This is a genomic window from Arthrobacter sp. 01N444, from assembly GCF_056399305.1.
Genome location: NZ_JBFTRB010000006.1, coordinates 129,209 through 147,805, shown reverse-complemented (window position 1 = coordinate 147,805; position 18,597 = coordinate 129,209). Strand labels below are relative to the sequence as shown.

The following is an 18,597-nucleotide window of genomic DNA, read 5'->3' as shown; positions in this document are numbered from 1 at the left end:
GTTCCTACCCTACCGTCCCCTCAGTGCGCAGGTAGTCCAGCTGCGCGGCGACGGAGAGTTCCGCGGCGCGGCGGACGGAGGGGTCGACGTCGGCGTACACGGCGTCCGTGACGGCGCGGACATCGGCGGCGGCGCTCAGTGCCGCGAGGGCTGCCCGGACCTGTTCGAGCCGGCCCCGCCGGTGGTCCCGGTAGGCGCGGGCGACGGCGTCCAGGGCCGGCAGCACCGGGCCGTGGGCCGGCAGCACCGTGGCTGGCCCAAGGCTTTCGAGCCGGTCCAGCGAGTCGAGGTAGTCCCGGAGGGTGCCGTCGGGGTAGTCCAGCACCGTGGTTCCGGAGCCCAGAATCGTGTCCCCGGTCAGCACCGAGCCGTGCGGGCCGTCCTGCGGCAGGTGGAAGCACAGCGAATCCGAAGTGTGGCCCGGCGTCGCCAGAACCCGGATGTCAGTTCCGGCCGCCCGGATGGTTTCGCCGTCCTGCAGCGGGGGTGCACCGTGGCAGTGGGCGGGGTCCGCGGCCCGGACCGGTGCGCCCGTCAAGGCCGAAAACCTCTCGGCGGCCGCGGTGTGGTCTGCGTGCCGGTGCGTGATTAGGATGAGTTCGACCGGCCCCTCGCCGGCCAGCGCCTGAAGGTGCGGCCCGTCGAGGGGCCCGGGGTCGACGGCGACCCTTGCCGCCGCCCCCGGGGCGCCAATGAGATAGGAGTTGGTTCCATCCAGGCTCATGGGGCCCGGATTCGGGGCGAGGCGGAACCGGGTCAGCTCACTGCTGCGGACAATGCCGCGGGATGTCTCGGAGGTCACGGACCCATCCTTGCATTGAATCGGGCGCCGTTGGCCCCAGCCCGGGACCACAGACGCCGACGGCGGCCCTCACCCGAAGGTGGGGACCGCCGTCGTGCACTAAGACGTTCTGTGGCTAGGCCAGCCGGGTCAGCCAGCCGTGGGTGTCCTCCACGGTGCCGGTCTGGATCCCGAGCAGCTGGGCGCGGATGGCCAGGGTGGTCTCCCCCGCCGTCGCGTCCTCGGAACCGATGAACTCGGTGGTGTCCTTGAGCACGCCGATGGGGGTGATGACCGCGGCGGTGCCGCAGGCGAAGACCTCGGCAATGTCTCCCGAGGCAACACCGTCGCGCCACTCATCCAGGGTGATCTTGCGTTCGGTGACTTCCCGGCCCATGTCCCGGGCCACCTGGATCACGGACATCCGGGTGATCCCCTCCAGGATGGTGCCGGAGAGCGCCGGGGTGACGAGCGAGCCGTCCTTCATGACGAAGAAAACGTTCATGCCGCCGAGTTCCTCGACAGCGTTGTCGTTGAACTGGTCCAGGAAGAGGACCTGCTTGCAGCCGTTGGCCTCGGCCTCCTGCTGGGCGATCAGCGAGGCAGCGTAGTTGCCGCCGCACTTGGCGGCGCCTGTTCCGCCGCGGCCGGCGCGGGCGTATTCGCGCGAGATCCAGATGGAGACGGGCTTGAGTTCGCCGCCGAAGTAGTTGCCGGCCGGGGAGGCGATCACGCGGAAGGAGACCTCGCGCGCTGCCCGCACGCCCAGGAACGCCTCGGTGGCGATCATGAAGGGCCGCAGGTACAGGGCTTCGCCGTCGCCGGCGGGGACCCAGTCCTTGTCTGCCGCGACGAGCTCGCGGATGGCGCCGAGGAAGTACTCTTCCGGGAGTTCGGGCAGGGCCAGGCGCCGGGCGGACTTGTTCAGCCGTGCGGCGTTGGCCTCGGGCCGGAACGTCCAGACCGAGCCGTCGGCGTGGCGGTAGGCCTTGAGGCCCTCGAAGATCTCCTGGCCATAGTGCAGCACGGCGGCGGACGGGTCGAGGGAAATCGGGCCGTAGGGCTCAACGCGCGCGTCGTGCCAGCCGCCGTTGCCGGCGGCGTCGACGCTGTAGTCCACAATCGCGGTGTGGTCGGTGAAATAGTCGCCGAATCCCGGGTTTGCCAGGATGGCGGCACGCTCTTCAGCAGACTTCGGGGTCTCCGACAGGTGCTGGGTGAATTCGACGCCATGGGCAGTCTGAGTCATGGTTCCTCCACGATCGGCTGCCTGGTGTGGGAACGTGGTTCACCCTCGGACCACGGCAGCATATTGGTGATTCGAAACAAGCTTACGCCCGTTGGCAGCACGGTTTTGCGGTGTCTGCAGTCGCCTGCCGTGCAGGAAATGCAGGCGGGGCCTACAGCGCCGCCGCGATGGCGTCGCCGATCGCGCTGGTGGTGCGGACGGCGCCGTCGCGGGCTTCGACGTCGGCCGTGACGGCCGCCTCGATCTTCCGGGCGGCGGCGGCGAAGCCGAGGTGGTCGAGCAGGAGCGCCGCGGAGAGGATGGCGGCGGTGGGGTCGGCCTTCTGCTGACCGGCGATGTCCGGGGCGGACCCGTGGACCGGTTCGAACATGGACGGCGCGGTGCGGTCCATGTTGAGGTTGCCGGAGGCGGCGAGGCCGATCCCGCCGGTCACGGCCGCCGCGAGGTCGGTGATGATGTCGCCGAACAGGTTGTCGGTGACGATCACGTCGAAGCGGGCCGGATCGGTGACCATGAAAATCGTGGCGGCGTCGACGTGGAGGTAGTCGTGCGTGACGTCGGGGAACTCCTGGGCCACGGCCTCGACCGTGCGCTTCCACAGCTGGCCGGCGAAGACCAGGACGTTGTGCTTGTGCACGAGGGTGAGCTTCTTGCGGGGGCGGTCGTTGGCCCGGCGGAACGCGTCGCGGACCACGCGCTCCACGCCATGGGCGGTGTTCAGGGACACCTCGGTGGCCACCTCGTGGGGGGTGCCGGCGCGCAGTGTGCCGCCGTTGCCCACGTAGGGGCCCTCGGTGCCTTCGCGGACCACGATGAAGTCGATCTCGCCGGGGTTCGCGAGCGGGCTGCCGACGCCGGCGTACAGGCGGGAGGGCCGCAGGTTGACGAAGTGGTCCAGGCTGAAGCGCAGCTTCAGCAAGAGCTCGCGCTCGATGATGCCGGAGGGGATCCGGGTGTCGCCGGGGGCCGCGCCGACGGCGCCGAACAAGATGGCGTCGCGGGTGCGGAGGTCGGCGAGGGTGGCCGCGGGGAGGGTCTCCCCCGTCGCGAGCCAGTGCTCCGCCCCCAGCTTGTAGTGGGTCTGCTGGAGCACGATCCCTTCTGCGGCCGCGGCCTTTTCAAGGACCTTCAGGGCTTCGGCGGTGACCTCCGGGCCGATGCCGTCGCCCGGGATGACTGCCAGATCAATCGTGGATGCGCTCATATTTTCAGCGTAGCCAAGTGATCCACATTCTGGTCAAGTTGTCTCACTATTCGATCACCCCTACGGACGCTCCCTCACTTTCGGTAGGAAAAGACGAAACGCTCCCCCACTTCCTGCGGCAAAAAGCGAAACGCTCCCGCACTTCCGTAACGGAAGTGCGGGAGCGTCACCCGAAACGCCGCCGGATCTGCGGGAGCGTCACCGCAACCATCGCCGGATCTGCGGGGGCGTCAGGGCCGCAGGGGCTCAGGCGTCGGCGGGTTCCTCGTACTTCGGGAACACCGGGGCCGGGGCGGGCAGTTCCGTGCCGGCGGCGATCGGCGTGCCCAGGGCCGAGAACTGGCGCGCCGCGCCCTCGGGCTGGCCGAGCGTGTGCAGGATCGCCGCCGTCGCCACCGGCATGACCGGCTGGGCCAGGATCGCGACGATCCGCAGCACCTCGAGCGTCACGTAGAGCACAGTGTTCATGCGTTCGACGTCGGTCTTGCGCAGCACCCACGGGGCTTGCTCGGCGAAGTAGGCGTTGGTGTCCCCCAGGACAGCCCAGATGGCCTCCAGTGCGCGGCTGAACTCCTGCTTCTCGAACGCGGCCCGGGCGGCGTCAAGCAGTCCGTTGGCCTGGGCCAGAATCGCGGTGTCCTCGGCGGAAAATGCGCCGGGCGCGGGCACGCGGCCCTCGCAGTTCTTGGCCACCATGGACAGCGACCGCTGGGCCAGGTTGCCGAAGTTGTTGGCGAGGTCCGAATTCATCCGGCCCACGATTGCCTCGTGGTTGTAGTTGCCGTCCGCGCCGAAGGGGACCTCGCGCAGGAAGAAGTAGCGCACCTGGTCCAGGCCGTACTGGGCCACGAAGTCCGCGGGGGCCACCACGTTTCCGAGCGACTTGGACATCTTGACGCCGTTGTTCTGCAGGAAGCCGTGGATCATGATGCGCTTCGGCAGCTCCAGTCCGGCGCTCATGAGGAACGCCGGCCAGTAGATGGCGTGGAAGCGGGAGATGTCCTTGCCGATCACGTGGACGTCGGCCGGCCAGAACTTCTTGAAGGAGTCCGAGTCGACGTCCGGGTAGCCGACGCCGGTCAGGTAGTTGGTCAGCGCATCGACCCACACGTACATGACGTGCTTGTCGTTGCCGGGTACGGGAACGCCCCAGTCGAACGTGGTGCGGCTGATGGACAGATCCTCCAGACCGCGCCGGACGAAGCTGATGACCTCGTTGAACCGGGACTGCGGGGCCCCGAATTCCGGGTGGGCCTCGTAGAGCGCCAGCAGTTTGTCCTGATAGGAGGAGAGCCGGAAGAAGTAGCTCTCCTCGGCCGTCCAGGTGACCTCGGTGTCGGATTCGCGTGAGTAGCGGATCCCGTCGTCCTTGACCACGGTCTCGTCCTCGACGTAGAACGCCTCGTCGCGGACCGAGTACCAGCCTTCGTACTTGGACAGATAGATGTCCCCGTTGGCTTCCATCTTCTTCCAGATGGCCTGCGACGCTGCGTAGTGGTCGGCGTCCGTGGTGCGGATGAAACGGTCGTACGAGACCCCCAGGGCCGCGTGCGCCGCCTTGTAGATCTCGGCGTTCCGGTCCACCAGCTCCTTGGGCGTGACGCCCTCCTTCTCGGCGGCCTGGGCGATCTTCATGCCGTGCTCGTCGGTTCCGGTGAGGAAGAAGACGTCGTACCCGTCCAGACGCTTGAAGCGGGCCATCGCATCGGTGGCGATGTACTCGTACGCATGGCCGATGTGCGGTACCCCGTTGGGGTACGTGATGGCCGTGGTGATGTAGAACGGGGTCTTGTCAGTTGAAGTCACGGTCTAAATCTAGATCAGTTCTGTGAGGGTATCGCTCTGGCGGACCAGTTCGTGGTCATGTGAAGCCACCAGCACGGCAATGCCGTCCGAGGTGGTGTCCTTGAGGATGCTGATGATGCGGTTGGCCGCGGCCCGGTCCAGGCTGGCCGTGGGCTCGTCGACCACCAGGACGCGGGTGCCGAGGATGAGCGCCCGGGCGATCGCGACGCGCTGGCGTTCACCGCCGGAAAGCTGCGCCGGACGGTGACGCATGCGCCGGCCCAGGCCCACGAGGTCCAGGAGGTCCTTGGCCATGTCGCGGCGCTTCTCGACCTCGCCGTCCGGCACGGCCGGCAACAGAACGTTCTCGAGCGCGCTCATCCCGTCGATCAGCGCACCGCCTTGGTCGACGTAGCCGATCAGGGCCCGGCGGCGGTCGGCGATCTCGTCGTCGCCCATGGTCTCGAGCGAGTCGCCTTCCCAGAACACCCGGCCCGACGTCGGCAGGGTCAGTCCCGCGCCGACGGTCAGGATGCTGGTCTTGCCCGAGCCGGAGCGGCCCGCGACGCAGTGCATTTCGCCGGCGTGCAGGGTCATGTTGAAGTCGTCCACGACGTTGACGGCCTCGGCACCGCCCTTGCCGCCGCCGTAGTGGATGGTGATGTTGCTCAGTTCCAGCGGGGTGGCGTGGTCCGTGGCCTTCACGATCGTGTTGGCGCGGGTCTTGTGCGCACCGCGACGGGTGCTGGCGGTCATCCGGTCGTGTGCCTCCCGGTCAAGGTTCAGCTCGTTAGTCATTGGACCACTTTCGTTGCAATCGGAATCCAGCAAAGTACAGCTACGAGACCGGCAATTGCGGCCCACAGCGCGGCGTAGGGGGCCAGGAGGAGGCCGATGCCGAGGGCGCCCACAACACCCAGCGGCAGCGCGACGGTTCCCACCATGGCGTTTTCAAAGAAGCGGACCTGGCCCAGCATGTCAGGGTTCCAGCCCATGGCCCGCAGCGTGCCCAGGTACTGGCGCTTGGCCTGCAGCTCGAAGCGGCCGGTGACCATGGTCAGCAGCAGCCCGACGGCAACACCGGACACGCCCAGGATGATGCTGGGCAGGGCGATGCTGGCCGCGGCCAGCCCGCTGAGGGCGCTGGCGCCGGCGGCCCGCGGAATGTCGATCAGCAGGGCGACGAGTCCGCCGACGGCCGCGGCGAAGACACCGACGGCAACGGCCAGCGAGATGGTGTTGAACTTGTTGGTGCTCAGCTGCCGGTTGGCGAAGGTCAGCGGGGAATCGACCGCGATGAGCCGTTCATCGTGTTGCGGCTCCTGGTCCACGACGTCGCGGTGGCGCAGCTGCTGCGCCGCGATGAACGCGGCACCGGCGTACAGCACCAGGACCGACGCCGAGACCACCGCGGTGGCGGTGCTCCAGCTGATCAGGCTCAGGACGATTCCGACGACGGCCAGCAGCGCGGCGCCGACGCCGAATTCGGCCAGCACCCAGGAACGGATCTTGCGCTGGGTCCAGCCCATGGCGCGCAGGGTACCGGCCTCGCTGCGCCGTTTGCGGATGTAGCTGACGGTGGAGGCACCGGTCAGGAGGGCAGCACCGCAGAGGGTCAGGAACAGCAGGGTCAGGTTCGTGGCGGTCAGCGAGCCGGACACGGCGTCCGCGGCGTCCTGGCGGACCCACGATTGCTGCACGGTGCCCAGCGGCGATTCCTTGCCGGCGTCGTCCTTGGAGTAGCCGGGAACGGCGATGCTGGCGTCTTCGCGGGCCGAACCGGCCACCACGGTGGCCTGCAGGCCCATGTCGCGGATCTCGTTGGCGAGCTTCTCCACCTCGGGCTGCGCCTGCTTCCAGCTGCCCGGGACCTTGGCGCGGACCCGGACGGCGTCGATCACGTTGGCGTTCGCATCGTAGCCGCGGGCGGCGGCGAGGCCGTAGTAGTCGGTGATGGCTCCGGCGGACTGGCTGACCAGGCCCGTGGCGCTCAGCGACGGCTTGAGTTCGGTGTTGACGTCCTTGCCCGACGCGTCTTTGGTCAGGGTGAACGGCGCGGGGTCATAGCCGCCCAGGGGCAGCCGGTTGACGTCGCCGGCAGCTTCCTTGACGTTCGCGGCGTCGAAGGTGCCGTAGACCATGGCCAGCGGCGTGGCCAGCTTCTTGCCGGTTTCGAGGTTCTGGCGGTACGAGCGCTCGTCTACAGGTTCGCGCTGGGTCTGGTCGACGGCTTCGCCGTTGGCGGCCTTGTCCGGCAGCCGGTTCACGGTGACCCAGTCTCCGGGCGTGGCGCTCTTGTCAACGGCGCCGTTGGCGGCGGTTTCGCCGTCCTTGTATGTCGGGGCGGCGGCGAAGTTGGTGGTCCAGGTGGCCGGGTTGTAGAGGCCCTGGCTGAAGGATCCGGTGTCGCCCATGAGCTGGGAGAGGTCCTTGGACCCGGGCCAGGCGAGGGCGAACGGGGACTTGGAAACGAACGGCAGGTAGTCCTTGTCCAGCGAGCGGGTCACGGTGCCGACGTCCTTGGTGACGTTCCCGGAGTCGTCGATTTCCTCGATTTTGACCGAGTACTTCAGGTCCAGGGCGGTGCCCGAGCGCACGATCAGCGGGATGGCCTGGGAATCGTCGGTGAGCTGGCCGTCGCGCTTGGCCTGCTGGTACTGGGTCATCAGCGGTGCCCAGTACTTGAGCTTGACGCCGAGGAAGTCCGGGCCTTCCTTGAGTTCGTCCATGCTGATGCCGTTGGTGAAGAGGCTCTCGAAGTGCCGGCCGATCGCGCCGGCGTTGCGGGCGTCCGCGGGCGGGGCCTTCTCCAGCGGGGACAGGAAGTCACCGGCCGTGCCAAGCAGCGCCCGTTCGGAGACGGGGTCGACGGCGACGACGGACTCGGTCACCTGCGGAGCCATCGGCAGGGAAACGGAGAGGTTGAAGAGGTTGTGCTCGGAGCCACCGGCCGGGGTGGGGAACTTGATGCCGGTCTCGCCCTCCGGGCCCTGGATGCGGACGTTCTTGCCGCCCTCAACCTGTTCCTCGACCAGCTTCGCCTTGCCGAGGGAGCCCTCGGCCGTGGTCTTGAACAGGGTCTGGTCGGAGTGGCCGTCGGAGCTGACGGCGCTTGCCGTGAGGCGGTATTTCTTTGGCGTGTCGCTCAGTACCGATTCCGCGGCCGGCCACTTGCTCGGATCCGTGGCGGTCGGGTCGCCGGAGGTGCCCGCGAGGCCCGCGTTGAAGCCCAGGTAGTCGGTGGCGTCCAGCCGCGGCGACTCCAGGTTCTGCGTCACACGCGAGACCAGGCTGATGGGGGCGGCCACAGAGGTGCCGGAGAGCTTGCGGATCGAATCCAGCTGCTCGAAGCTGATGCCGCCCTGGCCGGTGGCGATGTCCGGCTGCATCAGGCCGCCGTTATCCTTCGCCTTGGCCTGCACCAGGACGTCATAGAGCCCCCGGGAGTTTTGGTCCACGGTCCTGCTCAGCGCCGCCTGGGACTGACCCTGGACGAGCACGGACAGGCACATGGCCACGATCAAAATGGACGCGGTCAGCAAAAGCACTCTGCTTCTGATGAACCTCTGGACGGCGTTCATTGGGCTCCTGAAAGCTGGATTGCGTGCGCACGCCGCAGTTCATTTCCTGAGGAAGTGAAGGCGTCCCGTGCCGGGCGTGCAAAAGTAAAGGCCGGTCTGCCGGCCAAGACCCGAAATTCGGTCCTAGCCATTGTACGCAGACCGGCCGGCCTCTCGTGGCCGCCGGCGGCGGTCATGCCGCCGCCGGGGCCACGCGGGGAGGATTTCAGTCCTCGAGGTCAACCTCGCGGACCATGTCAGCGCCGATCCCGGCCTTGATCGCGTCAAGGACCTGCTGGGGAACGGAGCTGTCGATGGTCAGCAGGGCCAGCACCTGGCCGCCTTCCGTCTGGCGTGCCACCTGCATGCCGGCGATGTTGATGTTGTTCATGCCCAGGATGTGGCCGATCGTGCCGATCACGCCAGGGCGGTCCGAGTAGGCAACCACCACGAGGTGTTCGCTGATCGGGATTTCCACCTCGTAGCCGTTGACGCCGACCAGTTTCTGGATCTGCTTCGGGCCCGTCAGGGTTCCGGCGACGGAGATCTGGCTGCCGTCGCTGAGGGCGCCGCGCAGGGTCAGGACGTTGCGGTACGACTCGGTGTCCGGCGTGGTGATGAGGCGGACGTTGATGCCGCGCTGCTCGGCGATGACGGGTGCGTTGACGTAGGAGACCTGCTCGGTCACGACGTCGGCGAAGATGCCCTTGAGCGCCGCGAGTTCCAGGACCTTGACATCGAGCGAGGAGATTTCGCCGGCCACCTCGACGTCGAACTGGGTGAGGGAGGCATGGGTCAGCGCGGTGAAGATGCGGCCCAGCTTTTCCATCAGCGGGATGCCGGGGCGGACGTCCGGTGCGATGACACCGCCGGCGACGTTGACGGCGTCGGGGACCAGTTCGCCGGCCAGGGCCAGGCGGACGGACTTGGCGACGGAGACGCCGGCCTTCTCCTGGGCCTCGTCGGTGGAGGCGCCCAGGTGCGGGGTCACCACGACGTTGTCGAGTTTGAAGAACGGCAGGTCGGTGCTGGGTTCCTTGGAGAAGACGTCGACGCCGGCGCCGGCGATGTCACCGGCCTGCAGTGCGGTGTAGAGGGCTTCCTCGTCCACCAGGCCGCCGCGGGCGACGTTGACGACGTACGCCGTGCTCTTCATCTTCTTGAACGCCTCGGCGCCGAGCATGCCGACGGTTTCCGGGGTCTTGGGCATGTGGATGGTGATGAAGTCCGACTGGGCCAGGAGCTCGTCGAGCGTCACCAGCTGCACGCCGAGCTGGGCGGCCCGGGCGGAGGTGATGTAGGGGTCGTATGCGAGGATCTTGGTGTCGAAGCCCTTCAGGCGGGCGGCGACCAGGGCGCCGATCCGGCCCAGGCCGATGATGCCGATCTTCTTCTCGAATAGCTCGATGCCGGTGTACTTGGAGCGCTTCCACTCCCCGTCCTTGAGGGCGGAGCTGGCCTGAGGGATGTGGCGGGCGAGGCTCAGGATGTGCCCGACGGTCAGTTCGGCGGCGGAGACGATGTTGGAGGTCGGCGCGTTGACCACCATGACCCCGGCCTGGGTGGCCGCCTTGATGTCCACGTTGTCCAGGCCGACGCCGGCGCGGGCGATGACCTTGAGGTTCTTGGCGGCGGCGATGGCCTCGGCGTCCAGCTGGGTGGCGGAGCGGACCAGGATCGCGTCGACGTCGGCGATCGCGGAGAGCAGCTGGGAACGGTCGGAGCCGTCAGTCTGGCGGATTTCAAAGTCCGGGCCGAGGGCCTCGACTGTGGCGGGCGAAAGTTCCTCAGCGAGGAGTACGACAGGTTTGGTGCTTGTCACCGGTGACCTCTTTAGCTCTCTTGGGTATCTGGTGGGGATTTTGGTGAATCGGGTGGTGCGGGTGGTGCTGGACAGCAGGGAAGCCGGACCCCAGGATGTGGTGTCCGGCTCCCCTGCCGGGCAATGCCTAGCGCGCCACTGTTCCTTCGGTGTAGTCGTCTTCGTTCTTGATCCAGGAGAACAGCTTGCGCAGTTCGCGGCCGGTGGCCTCGATCGGGTGGTCCTCACCCTTCTTGCGCAGCGCCTTGAACTCCGGCGCGCCGGCGTCCTGGTCGTCGATGAAGCGCTTGGCGAAGGTGCCGTCCTGGATGTCCGCGAGGACAGCCTTCATGTTTTCCTTCACCTGCGGGGTGATGACGCGGGGGCCGGAGACGTAGTCGCCGTATTCCGCGGTGTCCGAGACGCTCCAGCGCTGCTTGGCGATGCCGCCCTCGACCATGAGATCGACGATCAGCTTGAGCTCGTGCAGCACCTCGAAGTAGGCGACCTCGGGCTTGTAGCCAGCCTCGGTGAGGGTTTCGAAGCCGTACTGGATCAGCTGCGAGGCGCCGCCGCAGAGGACAGCCTGCTCGCCGAAGAGGTCGGTTTCGGTCTCTTCGGTGAAGGTGGTCTCGATGACGCCCGCACGGGTGCCGCCGATCGCCTTGGCGTAGGACAGGGCCAGTTCCTTGGCCTTGCCGGACGGGTTCTGTTCGACGGCGATCAGGTCCGGCACGCCGCGGCCGGCTTCGAACTCGCGGCGCACGATGTGGCCCGGGCCCTTGGGGGCGACGAGGGCGACGTCGACGTCGGCCGGGGGCTGGATGTAGCCGTAGCGGATGTTGAAGCCGTGGCCGAAGAACAGGGCGTCGCCCGGCTGCAGGTTCGGGGCGATGTCCTCGGCGTACACGTGGCGCTGGACCTGGTCCGGGGTCAGGACCATGATGAGGTCGGCCTCGGCGACGGCGTCGGCAACGTTCAGGACCCGCAGGCCCTCGGCCTCGGCCTTGGCGCGGGACTTCGAGCCTTCCTTCAGGCCGACGCGGACGTCAACGCCGGAATCGCGGAGGCTGAGGGCGTGGGCGTGGCCCTGGGAGCCGTAACCGATGACGGCGACGGTGCGGCCCTGGATGATCGACAGGTCGGCGTCGTCGTCGTAAAACATTTCAGTCACTGGGGTGTCTCCTTTTGAGTGGATTCTTCGTAGATATTGTCTGTGGTGCTGCGGTACAACGGGGGCGGCTCCGGCGGTGTTACGCGCTGCGGAGGGCCCTGTCACTCATGGAGCGGGATCCCCGCCCAACGGCCAGGGTGCCGGACTGCACGATTTCGCGGATGCCGAAAGGCTCCAGCACTGACAAGAGTGCCGTGAGCTTCTCGGGGTGGCCCGTTGCCTCAATGACCACCGACTCTGTGGAGACGTCGACCACTGAAGCGCGGAACAGGTCTGCAGCCTGGGTGACCTGCAGGCGTGTTGCGGCATCCGCACGTACCTTGACCAGGATGTGGTCACGCTGTACGGAAGATTCGGAGGTGAGCTCGACGATCTTGATCACGTTGACCAGCTTGTTCAGCTGCTTCGTGACCTGTTCGATCAGCTCGCCATCGGCGTCGACCACCACGGTCATCCGGGACATGCCCGGGACCTCGGTGGGGCCGACGGCCAGGGAATTGATGTTGAAGGCCCGGCGGGCGAAGAGGCTGGCGACGCGGGTCAGCACACCGGGCTTGTCTTCGACCAGAACGGACAATGTGTGGCGGGTCATGTTCAGTCCTCCTCTTCCCATTCCGGGGTCATGTTGCGGGCAACCTGGATCTGGTCGTTGCTGACCCCCGCGGGGACCATCGGCCACACCATCGAGTTGGGGCTCACGACGAAGTCGATGACCACCGGGCGGTCATTGATCTCCAGCGCCTTCTGGATGGTGGCGTCGATGTCCTCGTCGCGTTCGCACCGGAAGGCAGCGCAGCCGTAGGCGTCCGCCAGCTTGACGAAGTCCGGGATACGGACCGTGTCATGTCCCGTGTTCAGGTCGGTGTTGGAGTAGCGGCCCTCGTAGAAGAGGGTCTGCCACTGCCGGACCATGCCCAGGGAGGAGTTGTTGATGATGGCGACCTTGATGGGGATCTTGTTGATCGCGCAGGTGGCCAGTTCCTGGTTGGTCATCTGGAAGCAGCCGTCGCCGTCGATCGCCCACACCACGCGGTCCGGTTCGCCCACCTTGGCGCCCATGGCCGCCGGCACGGCGTAGCCCATGGTGCCGGCGCCGCCGGAGTTGAGCCAGGCGTGCGGGCGTTCGTACTTGATGAACTGCGAGGCCCACATCTGGTGCTGTCCGACGCCGGCGACATAGACGCCCTCGGGACCGGTCAGGGCGCCGATGCGTTCGATGACGCGCTGCGGGGCGCTGAGGCCGTCCTCGGGTTCGGTCCAGCCGAGCGGGTAGGTTTCCTTGAGGTTGTTAAGGAAGGCCCACCAGGTGGTCAGGTCCGGGGTGCCGAAGGCTTCGAACTGCAGGCGCAGGGCCTCGGTCAGCTCCGGGATGATCTCCTTGACCGAGCCGACAATCGGGACGTCGGCCGTGCGGTTCTTGGAGATTTCCGCCGGATCGATGTCGGCGTGGATGACCTTGGCGTTCGGGGCGAAGGACTTCAGGATGCCGGTCACGCGGTCATCGAACCGGGCGCCCAGGGTGATCAGCAGGTCCGACTGCTGCAGGGCTGTCACGGCGGAAACCGTGCCGTGCATGCCCGGCATGCCAACGTGCTGCGGGTGCGAGTCCGGGAACACGCCCCGGGCCATCAGGGTCGTGACCACGGGGGCGCCGGTCAGCTCGGCCAGTTCGCGCAGCTCGGCCGAGGCGTGGGCCTTGACCACTCCGCCGCCGACGTAGAGCACGGGCTTGCTGGCACCGGAAATGAGCCGGGCAGCCTCGCGGACCTGCTTGCTGTGGCCGCGCACCACCGGCCGGTATCCCGGGAGATCGATCTTGGGCGGCCAAGAGAACGTCATCTGGCCCTGCTGGGCATCCTTGGCGACGTCCACAAGGACCGGGCCCGGGCGTCCGGTGGACGCCAGGTGGAACGCCTCGGCCATCACGTGCGGGATGTCGTTGGGGTCCGTGACCAGGAAGGAGTGCTTCGTGATCGGCATGGTGATCCCGACGATGTCCGCTTCCTGGAAGGCGTCGGTGCCGATCACCCCGCTGGAGACCTGGCCGGTAATGGCCACTATCGGCACGGAGTCCATGTGGGCGTCCATGATGGCGGTAACGAGGTTGGTGGCACCCGGGCCCGAGGTGGCGATGCAGACGCCAACCCGTCCGGTAACCATGGCGTAGCCTTGCGCGGCGTGGCCGGCTCCCTGTTCGTGACGGACCAGAACGTGGTTCATTTTGGAGGCCATCAAGGGGTCGTAGGTGGGCAGGATCGCGCCACCGGGCAAACCGAAAATGTCCTGGACGCCGAGTTCTTCGAGCGAGCGGACAATTGCTTGCGAACCGGTCATGACCGTCGGGGGTACGACGTTGTTCGGTCCGAGGACAGGAGAGACGGCAGCAGAGTCGACGCCGGCGTCAGCCGGACGTTCGACGCGTTCCGGAGCCTTGTGGGCTCCAGTGGACTTGGTGGCCATCAGCGAGGGGCTGATCGGCGATCCTTTGCTCATCGGACTCTTCCTTTGTGGATCTTCGGTGATCGTGGAACTACTGGATTGTTCTGGTGCTGCGGGAAATAAAAAAACCCCTCAGCCGGCGGGCTCTTCGAGGGGTTGCGCGTGACGGTTCGTTACCAGTGAAGGCTAATGAGCCACGCGCTTGGTAAGTACGACGGAAACACCTGCAGCGCTCTCGACTGCAGTGCACTCAAATTCAGTGACTCCGGCTGTAACGATCTCGATCATGCGTTCAGTTTTCCCTCTGAGTGAGACGGGTGTCAACGAGCCCGGCCAGTGTCTCACTATTTGGACAACGGTGTCCACTGGTTGGGACCATCGTTTTCCCTTGGAGAGCCTGCAGCCATCGGCGGCAGGCGGGAATCTCCTACCCCGAACACCCGGCGCGGACGCCGTGCGTTCGGGGCCCCTCGGAGCTTCCCGTATTAAGCCTGGTCACCCAGGCCCGGAGGATCAGCCGCAATACGCGCCCGTGGAGGCGCTGTGGACGAGCTTGGCGTACTTGGCGAGCACACCCTTCGTGAACTTGGCCGGGAGCGGCTCCCAGCCGACCTTGCGGGCCTCGAGCTCGGCGCCGTCGACCAGGAGGTCGAAGGTGCGGGCCGCGATGTCCACGCGGATCCGGTCGCCGTCCTTGACGAACGCGATGGGGCCGCCGTCGACGGCTTCCGGCGCGACGTGGCCGATGCACAGGCCGGTGGTTCCGCCGGAGAACCGTCCGTCGGTCAGCAGCAGGACGTCCTTGCCCAGGCCCGCGCCCTTGATGGCGCCGGTGATGGCGAGCATCTCGCGCATGCCGGGGCCGCCCTTGGGGCCTTCGTAGCGGATCACGACGACGTCGCCCTTGTGGATCTCACCCTTGTCCAGGGCATCGAGCGCGCCCTGTTCGCGTTCGAACACGCGGGCCGTGCCCTCGAAGACGTCGGCGTCGAAGCCGGCGCTCTTGACGACAGCTCCTTCCGGGGCCATCGAGCCGTGCAGGATGGTGATGCCGCCGGTCTTGTGGATCGGGTTGTCCAGTGCGCGCAGGATCTTGCCGTCCAGGTCCGGCGGGTTGATCGCGGCGAGGTTCTCGGCCACGGTCTTGCCGGTGACGGTGAGGCAGTCACCGTGCAGCAGGCCGGCGTCGAGCAGTGCCTTCATGATCACCGGCACGCCGCCGATCTTGTCGACGTCGGTCATGACGTAGCGGCCGAACGGCTTGAGGTCGCCCAGGTGCGGGATCTTGTCGCCAATCCGGTTGAAGTCCTCCAGCGTCAGCTCCACCTCGGCTTCGCGGGCGATCGCGAGCAGGTGCAGCACGGCGTTGGTGGAACCGCCAAAGGCCATCGTGACGGCGATGGCGTTCTCGAACGCCTTGCGCGTCATGATGTCGCGGGCGGTGATGCCCAGGCGCAGGAGGTTGACCACGGCTTCGCCGGACTTGTGCGCAAAGGCGTCGCGGCGGCGGTCCGCGGAGGGCGGTGCGGCCGAGCCTGGCAGGGACATGCCCAGGGCCTCGCCGATGCAGGCCATGGTGTTGGCGGTGTACATGCCGCCGCAGGCGCCCTCGCCCGGGCAGATGGCCTTTTCGATGCGGTCCAGGTCCTCGCGGCTCATCTTGCCGGCGGCGCACGCGCCGACGGCCTCGAACGCGTCGATGAGGGTGACTTCCTTTTCGGAGCCGTCCTCGAGCTTGACCCAGCCGGGCATGATGGAGCCGGCGTAGAGGAACACGGCGGCCAGGTCCAGGCGGGCCGCGGCCATCAGCATGCCGGGCAGCGACTTGTCGCAGCCGGCCAGGAGCACAGAGCCGTCGATCCGCTCGGCCTGCATGACCGTCTCGACGGAGTCGGCGATGACTTCGCGGGAGACCAGGGAGAAGTGCATGCCCTCGTGGCCCATGGAGATGCCGTCCGAGACGGAGATGGTGCCGAACTGCATGGGGAACCCGCCGCCGGCGTGGACGCCTTCCTTGGCGCCCTGGGCGAGCCGGTTCAACGAAAGGTTGCAGGGGGTGATCTCGTTCCACGAGCTCGCCACGCCGATCTGCGGCTTGGCGAAGTCGTCGTCGCCCATGCCGACCGCCCGGAACATGCCGCGAGCGGGGGCGGCGTGGATTCCATCGGTAACGACCCGGCTGCGGGGCTTGATGTCCGGCTTGGTGTCTGCTGCTGTGTGGGTGTCCTGACTCATGGCTCAAAGTCTAGGGCTCTGCTACAGGCGCCAACGACCCAAGAACGGAGCGTTAAGCGGAAAACCGGGAATATTTCGATCAAATAGTGGACTCTCGTCTCACATCATGAAACCGGGACCCGATTTGACCTAGGCCTAGTGAGCCGTGTCACGCAGTTCCGGGGCCTCGGCGACACCTTGGGCCTCGGCCTTGAGCATCGCCAGGACCTGCTGGATGGTGGTCCGGGCCGCGACGTCCGGACGGGCCAGCGCCACGATGCTCCGGCTGGCCTTCACACCCTCGAGCGGGCGCAGGACGAACCCCCGGCCCTGGTTGCTGACCGCCGTGTACCGCGGCAGCAGGCTCAGCCCGTGCCCGGCGCTGACCAGGGCTTCCAGGACCCGCAAATCCGGGAACTGCTGGGCCCGGACCGCCTGCGAGTCGGCCCGCACCTCGATCTGGCGCAGCACGGTGTCGAAGGGGAATCCCTCCGGGACTCCCATCCACGGAAAGCCGACGACGTCCTCGGCGCACAGTGTGGCTTTGCCGGCCAAAGCGTGCCCGGCCGGCAAAGCCACGTCCAGGGGTTCGTCCAGCAGCGGCACCACTGTCAGGCCCTGGCCGCCGAAGACTTCCGGACCGTCGACACTGTGCGCCAGGACGATGTCGTAGTCCGCGGTCAGCCCGGCGAACCCTGCAACGCCCGGGTCCTCGAAATGCGCCTCGAACCGCAGCCCCTCGACGGCCTTGACCCGGTGCAGCATGCCCGGCAGGAACATCTCCGCGGCGCTGGGAAAGAAGGCTGCCACCACCCGCGTCTGCCAGCCGCGCCGGTACGTGTCGATGGTTGCTTCCGCCCGCGCCATGGCCGTCGACACGTCGGCGGCGGCGCCTGCCATGGCCAGCCCTGCCTCGGTAAGGCGCACTCCCCTGCCGGACTTCTCCACCAGGACGACGCCCAGTTCCTCCTGGAGGGTCTTCAGTTGCTGCGACACTGCAGATGGCGTGACCTTCATGGCCTCGGCCGTGGCGCCTACGGTCCCGCGGCCGGCGAGTTCACGCAGTATCTGCAGTCGCTTGAAATCCATGAGGCGAGGCTACACGCCGGGCCGGGTTTGATTCCGGTTCCGGGTTGCTCACCGGGCCGGGGATCCGCTCCAGGAATGCCCGGCATTTGGCCGCCGGGAGGGTGGACAGCCGGCTTTGCCCGGACGTAACGTCAAGCATCGGCAACCATGCCTCATGGGCTGAATACGGACTGAAAGGCTCTGCTATGGACTGGATCGTCTGGCTCGTTGTCATCATCGTGGTGGTCGCTGTGGTCTGGCGGCTGCTGAACCGCAACAAGAGCGGCCCGGGCGCAGATTCCTCATCCGCCGCAGGCACCAGCACCGGCACTGCTGCCGGCATTTCTTCTGGCAGCCCCGCCGGTTCGACGCCGGTGTCTGGCGCGGAGAGCGGTTCGGCGGCCAGTTCGACGGCGGCGGCCAGTCCGGTTGGCCCGGCAGCGGCCGGGGCCGCGGGTCCGACGGCGGGTGCCGCCGGTGCCGGGATGGCCGCGCCCAAGGCAGCGCCTGCGCCTGAGCCGGACGCAGCGGCCCGGGAGGCCACGGCTGCCCCCGAGGCGACCGAGCCCGCAGCGGCCACCGCGGCCCCGACCATCGAGCCGGGCGCCGAGGCCGCCCCGGAAGCAACGGGAGCCCCGGGCAATGCCGAGTGGGAGACCCAGTGGTCCGAGACCGCCCCGCCGGCGGAGACACACACCGCCGCCCACGCTGAGCCGGCCCGCGGTGCGCACGCCGTGACGGCCGCCGAGCTTGGCGCTGCTGCGGAGACTGGACCGGCAGGCCTGCCCGTCCACCACCCCGAATACACTGAGCCCCACGCGCCGACTCTGCCCGGGGCGGAATCGGCAGCCGCGGAACCGGCCGACGACGAGGACACCGTTACCGGCACGGCCACTTCAACCAGCACTGGCGCTGGTACCGGCATCGGCACGGCGATGCCCGGAGTGCCCGACGCCGGGACACAGCCCGCAGGTCCCGCTGACACGGAAACGACGCAGATGGCGGCCTCGCCGGCAGGGGCCGAGGCCTCCGCCAGCCAAACGGCCGAGCCCACCGGCCACTTGGCCACCGAGCAGCCCTACGGCGAGGGCTCAGCGGCTCCGGCGGCTGACGGAAGCGGCCCTGAGGGTTTCACAGTCAAGGGCAATGCCTCGTCAATGATCTACCACGACGAGACCAGCCCGGCGTATGAAGAAACCCGGGCTGAGGTGTGGTTTGCCTCCCCGGCCCACGCCGAAGCAGCCGGGTTTCGGCCGCCGCGCCGGACACGGCAGTAGCCGGCGGTCCGGGCGGCCGACCCATCCCCCCTCAACGCGTCCCTT

The 18,597-nt window shown here is 67.6% G+C and carries 13 protein-coding genes; 1 reads left to right on the top strand and 12 read right to left on the bottom strand.

What is annotated here, in order from left to right:
* Nucleotides 1-4: 4 nt before the first annotated feature.
* From AC1DKN_RS09625 to AC1DKN_RS09570, 12 genes are all read right to left on the bottom strand, one after another.
* Nucleotides 5-802 (bottom strand): MBL fold metallo-hydrolase, encoded by a 798-nt coding sequence (locus AC1DKN_RS09625; protein WP_476871116.1) that lies wholly within the window; start codon nucleotides 800-802, stop codon nucleotides 5-7.
* A gap of 115 nt (nucleotides 803-917) precedes the next feature.
* Nucleotides 918-2,030: a branched-chain amino acid aminotransferase gene (locus AC1DKN_RS09620; protein ID WP_476858782.1), complete on the bottom strand. Its 1,113-nt coding sequence runs from the start codon at nucleotides 2,028-2,030 to the stop codon at nucleotides 918-920.
* Between the two features lie 151 nt (nucleotides 2,031-2,181).
* Nucleotides 2,182-3,234, bottom strand: coding sequence for a 3-isopropylmalate dehydrogenase (locus AC1DKN_RS09615; RefSeq protein ID WP_476848907.1), 1,053 nt, complete (start codon nucleotides 3,232-3,234; stop codon nucleotides 2,182-2,184).
* Nucleotides 3,235-3,480: 246 nt separating this feature from the next.
* On the bottom strand, nucleotides 3,481-5,040 hold the full coding sequence (gene metG, locus AC1DKN_RS09610) for a methionine--tRNA ligase (RefSeq protein WP_476871115.1): 1,560 nt from the start codon (nucleotides 5,038-5,040) through the stop codon (nucleotides 3,481-3,483).
* A 9-nt stretch (nucleotides 5,041-5,049) separates the two neighbouring features.
* Nucleotides 5,050-5,817, bottom strand: coding sequence for an ABC transporter ATP-binding protein (locus tag AC1DKN_RS09605; protein ID WP_018773527.1), 768 nt, complete (start codon nucleotides 5,815-5,817; stop codon nucleotides 5,050-5,052).
* Nucleotides 5,814-8,600 (bottom strand): ABC transporter permease, encoded by a 2,787-nt coding sequence (locus tag AC1DKN_RS09600; RefSeq protein WP_476848905.1) that lies wholly within the window; start codon nucleotides 8,598-8,600, stop codon nucleotides 5,814-5,816. Before AC1DKN_RS09600 ends, AC1DKN_RS09605 begins: the two co-directional genes overlap by 4 nt.
* Before the next feature lie 205 nt (nucleotides 8,601-8,805).
* The gene (serA, locus tag AC1DKN_RS09595) at nucleotides 8,806-10,401 is read right to left on the bottom strand and encodes a phosphoglycerate dehydrogenase (protein ID WP_028277927.1); all 1,596 of its coding nucleotides are present in this window, start codon (nucleotides 10,399-10,401) and stop codon (nucleotides 8,806-8,808) included.
* Nucleotides 10,402-10,528: 127 nt separating this feature from the next.
* Nucleotides 10,529-11,554: a ketol-acid reductoisomerase gene (gene ilvC, locus AC1DKN_RS09590; protein ID WP_026266449.1), complete on the bottom strand. Its 1,026-nt coding sequence runs from the start codon at nucleotides 11,552-11,554 to the stop codon at nucleotides 10,529-10,531.
* 79 nt (nucleotides 11,555-11,633) lie between these two features.
* Entirely contained in the window at nucleotides 11,634-12,146 is a 513-nt protein-coding gene (gene ilvN / locus AC1DKN_RS09585) for an acetolactate synthase small subunit (protein WP_018773531.1), read from the bottom strand.
* A gap of 2 nt (nucleotides 12,147-12,148) precedes the next feature.
* Complete coding sequence (locus AC1DKN_RS09580; protein ID WP_028277928.1) at nucleotides 12,149-14,047, bottom strand: acetolactate synthase large subunit; 1,899 nt, start codon at nucleotides 14,045-14,047, stop codon at nucleotides 12,149-12,151.
* A gap of 459 nt (nucleotides 14,048-14,506) precedes the next feature.
* Complete coding sequence (ilvD, locus tag AC1DKN_RS09575; RefSeq protein WP_476857803.1) at nucleotides 14,507-16,228, bottom strand: dihydroxy-acid dehydratase; 1,722 nt, start codon at nucleotides 16,226-16,228, stop codon at nucleotides 14,507-14,509.
* A 135-nt stretch (nucleotides 16,229-16,363) separates the two neighbouring features.
* Nucleotides 16,364-17,296: a LysR family transcriptional regulator gene (locus AC1DKN_RS09570; protein WP_476871114.1), complete on the bottom strand. Its 933-nt coding sequence runs from the start codon at nucleotides 17,294-17,296 to the stop codon at nucleotides 16,364-16,366.
* 185 nt (nucleotides 17,297-17,481) lie between these two features.
* On the opposite strand from AC1DKN_RS09570, the gene AC1DKN_RS09565 reads away from it, so the two are divergent.
* Entirely contained in the window at nucleotides 17,482-18,552 is a 1,071-nt protein-coding gene (locus AC1DKN_RS09565) for a sunset domain-containing protein (protein ID WP_476871113.1), read from the top strand.
* Nucleotides 18,553-18,597 lie beyond the last annotated feature (45 nt).

Excerpts from the sequence above, each read along its gene's own strand:
- AC1DKN_RS09620 (WP_476858782.1), bottom strand. The coding sequence starts at position 2,030 with ATGACTCAGACTGCCCATGGCGTCGAATTCACCCAGCACCTGTCGGAG.
- ilvD (WP_476857803.1), bottom strand. The coding sequence starts at position 16,228 with ATGAGTCAGGACACCCACACAGCAGCAGACACCAAGCCGGACATCAAG.
- AC1DKN_RS09580 (WP_028277928.1), bottom strand. The coding sequence starts at position 14,047 with ATGAGCAAAGGATCGCCGATCAGCCCCTCGCTGATGGCCACCAAGTCC.
- AC1DKN_RS09615 (WP_476848907.1), bottom strand. The coding sequence starts at position 3,234 with ATGAGCGCATCCACGATTGATCTGGCAGTCATCCCGGGCGACGGCATC.
- ilvN (WP_018773531.1), bottom strand. The coding sequence starts at position 12,146 with ATGACCCGCCACACATTGTCCGTTCTGGTCGAAGACAAGCCCGGTGTG.
- AC1DKN_RS09600 (WP_476848905.1), bottom strand. The coding sequence starts at position 8,600 with ATGAACGCCGTCCAGAGGTTCATCAGAAGCAGAGTGCTTTTGCTGACC.
- AC1DKN_RS09605 (WP_018773527.1), bottom strand. The coding sequence starts at position 5,817 with ATGACTAACGAGCTGAACCTTGACCGGGAGGCACACGACCGGATGACC.
- AC1DKN_RS09565 (WP_476871113.1), top strand. The coding sequence starts at position 17,482 with ATGGACTGGATCGTCTGGCTCGTTGTCATCATCGTGGTGGTCGCTGTG.
- AC1DKN_RS09570 (WP_476871114.1), bottom strand. The coding sequence starts at position 17,296 with ATGGATTTCAAGCGACTGCAGATACTGCGTGAACTCGCCGGCCGCGGG.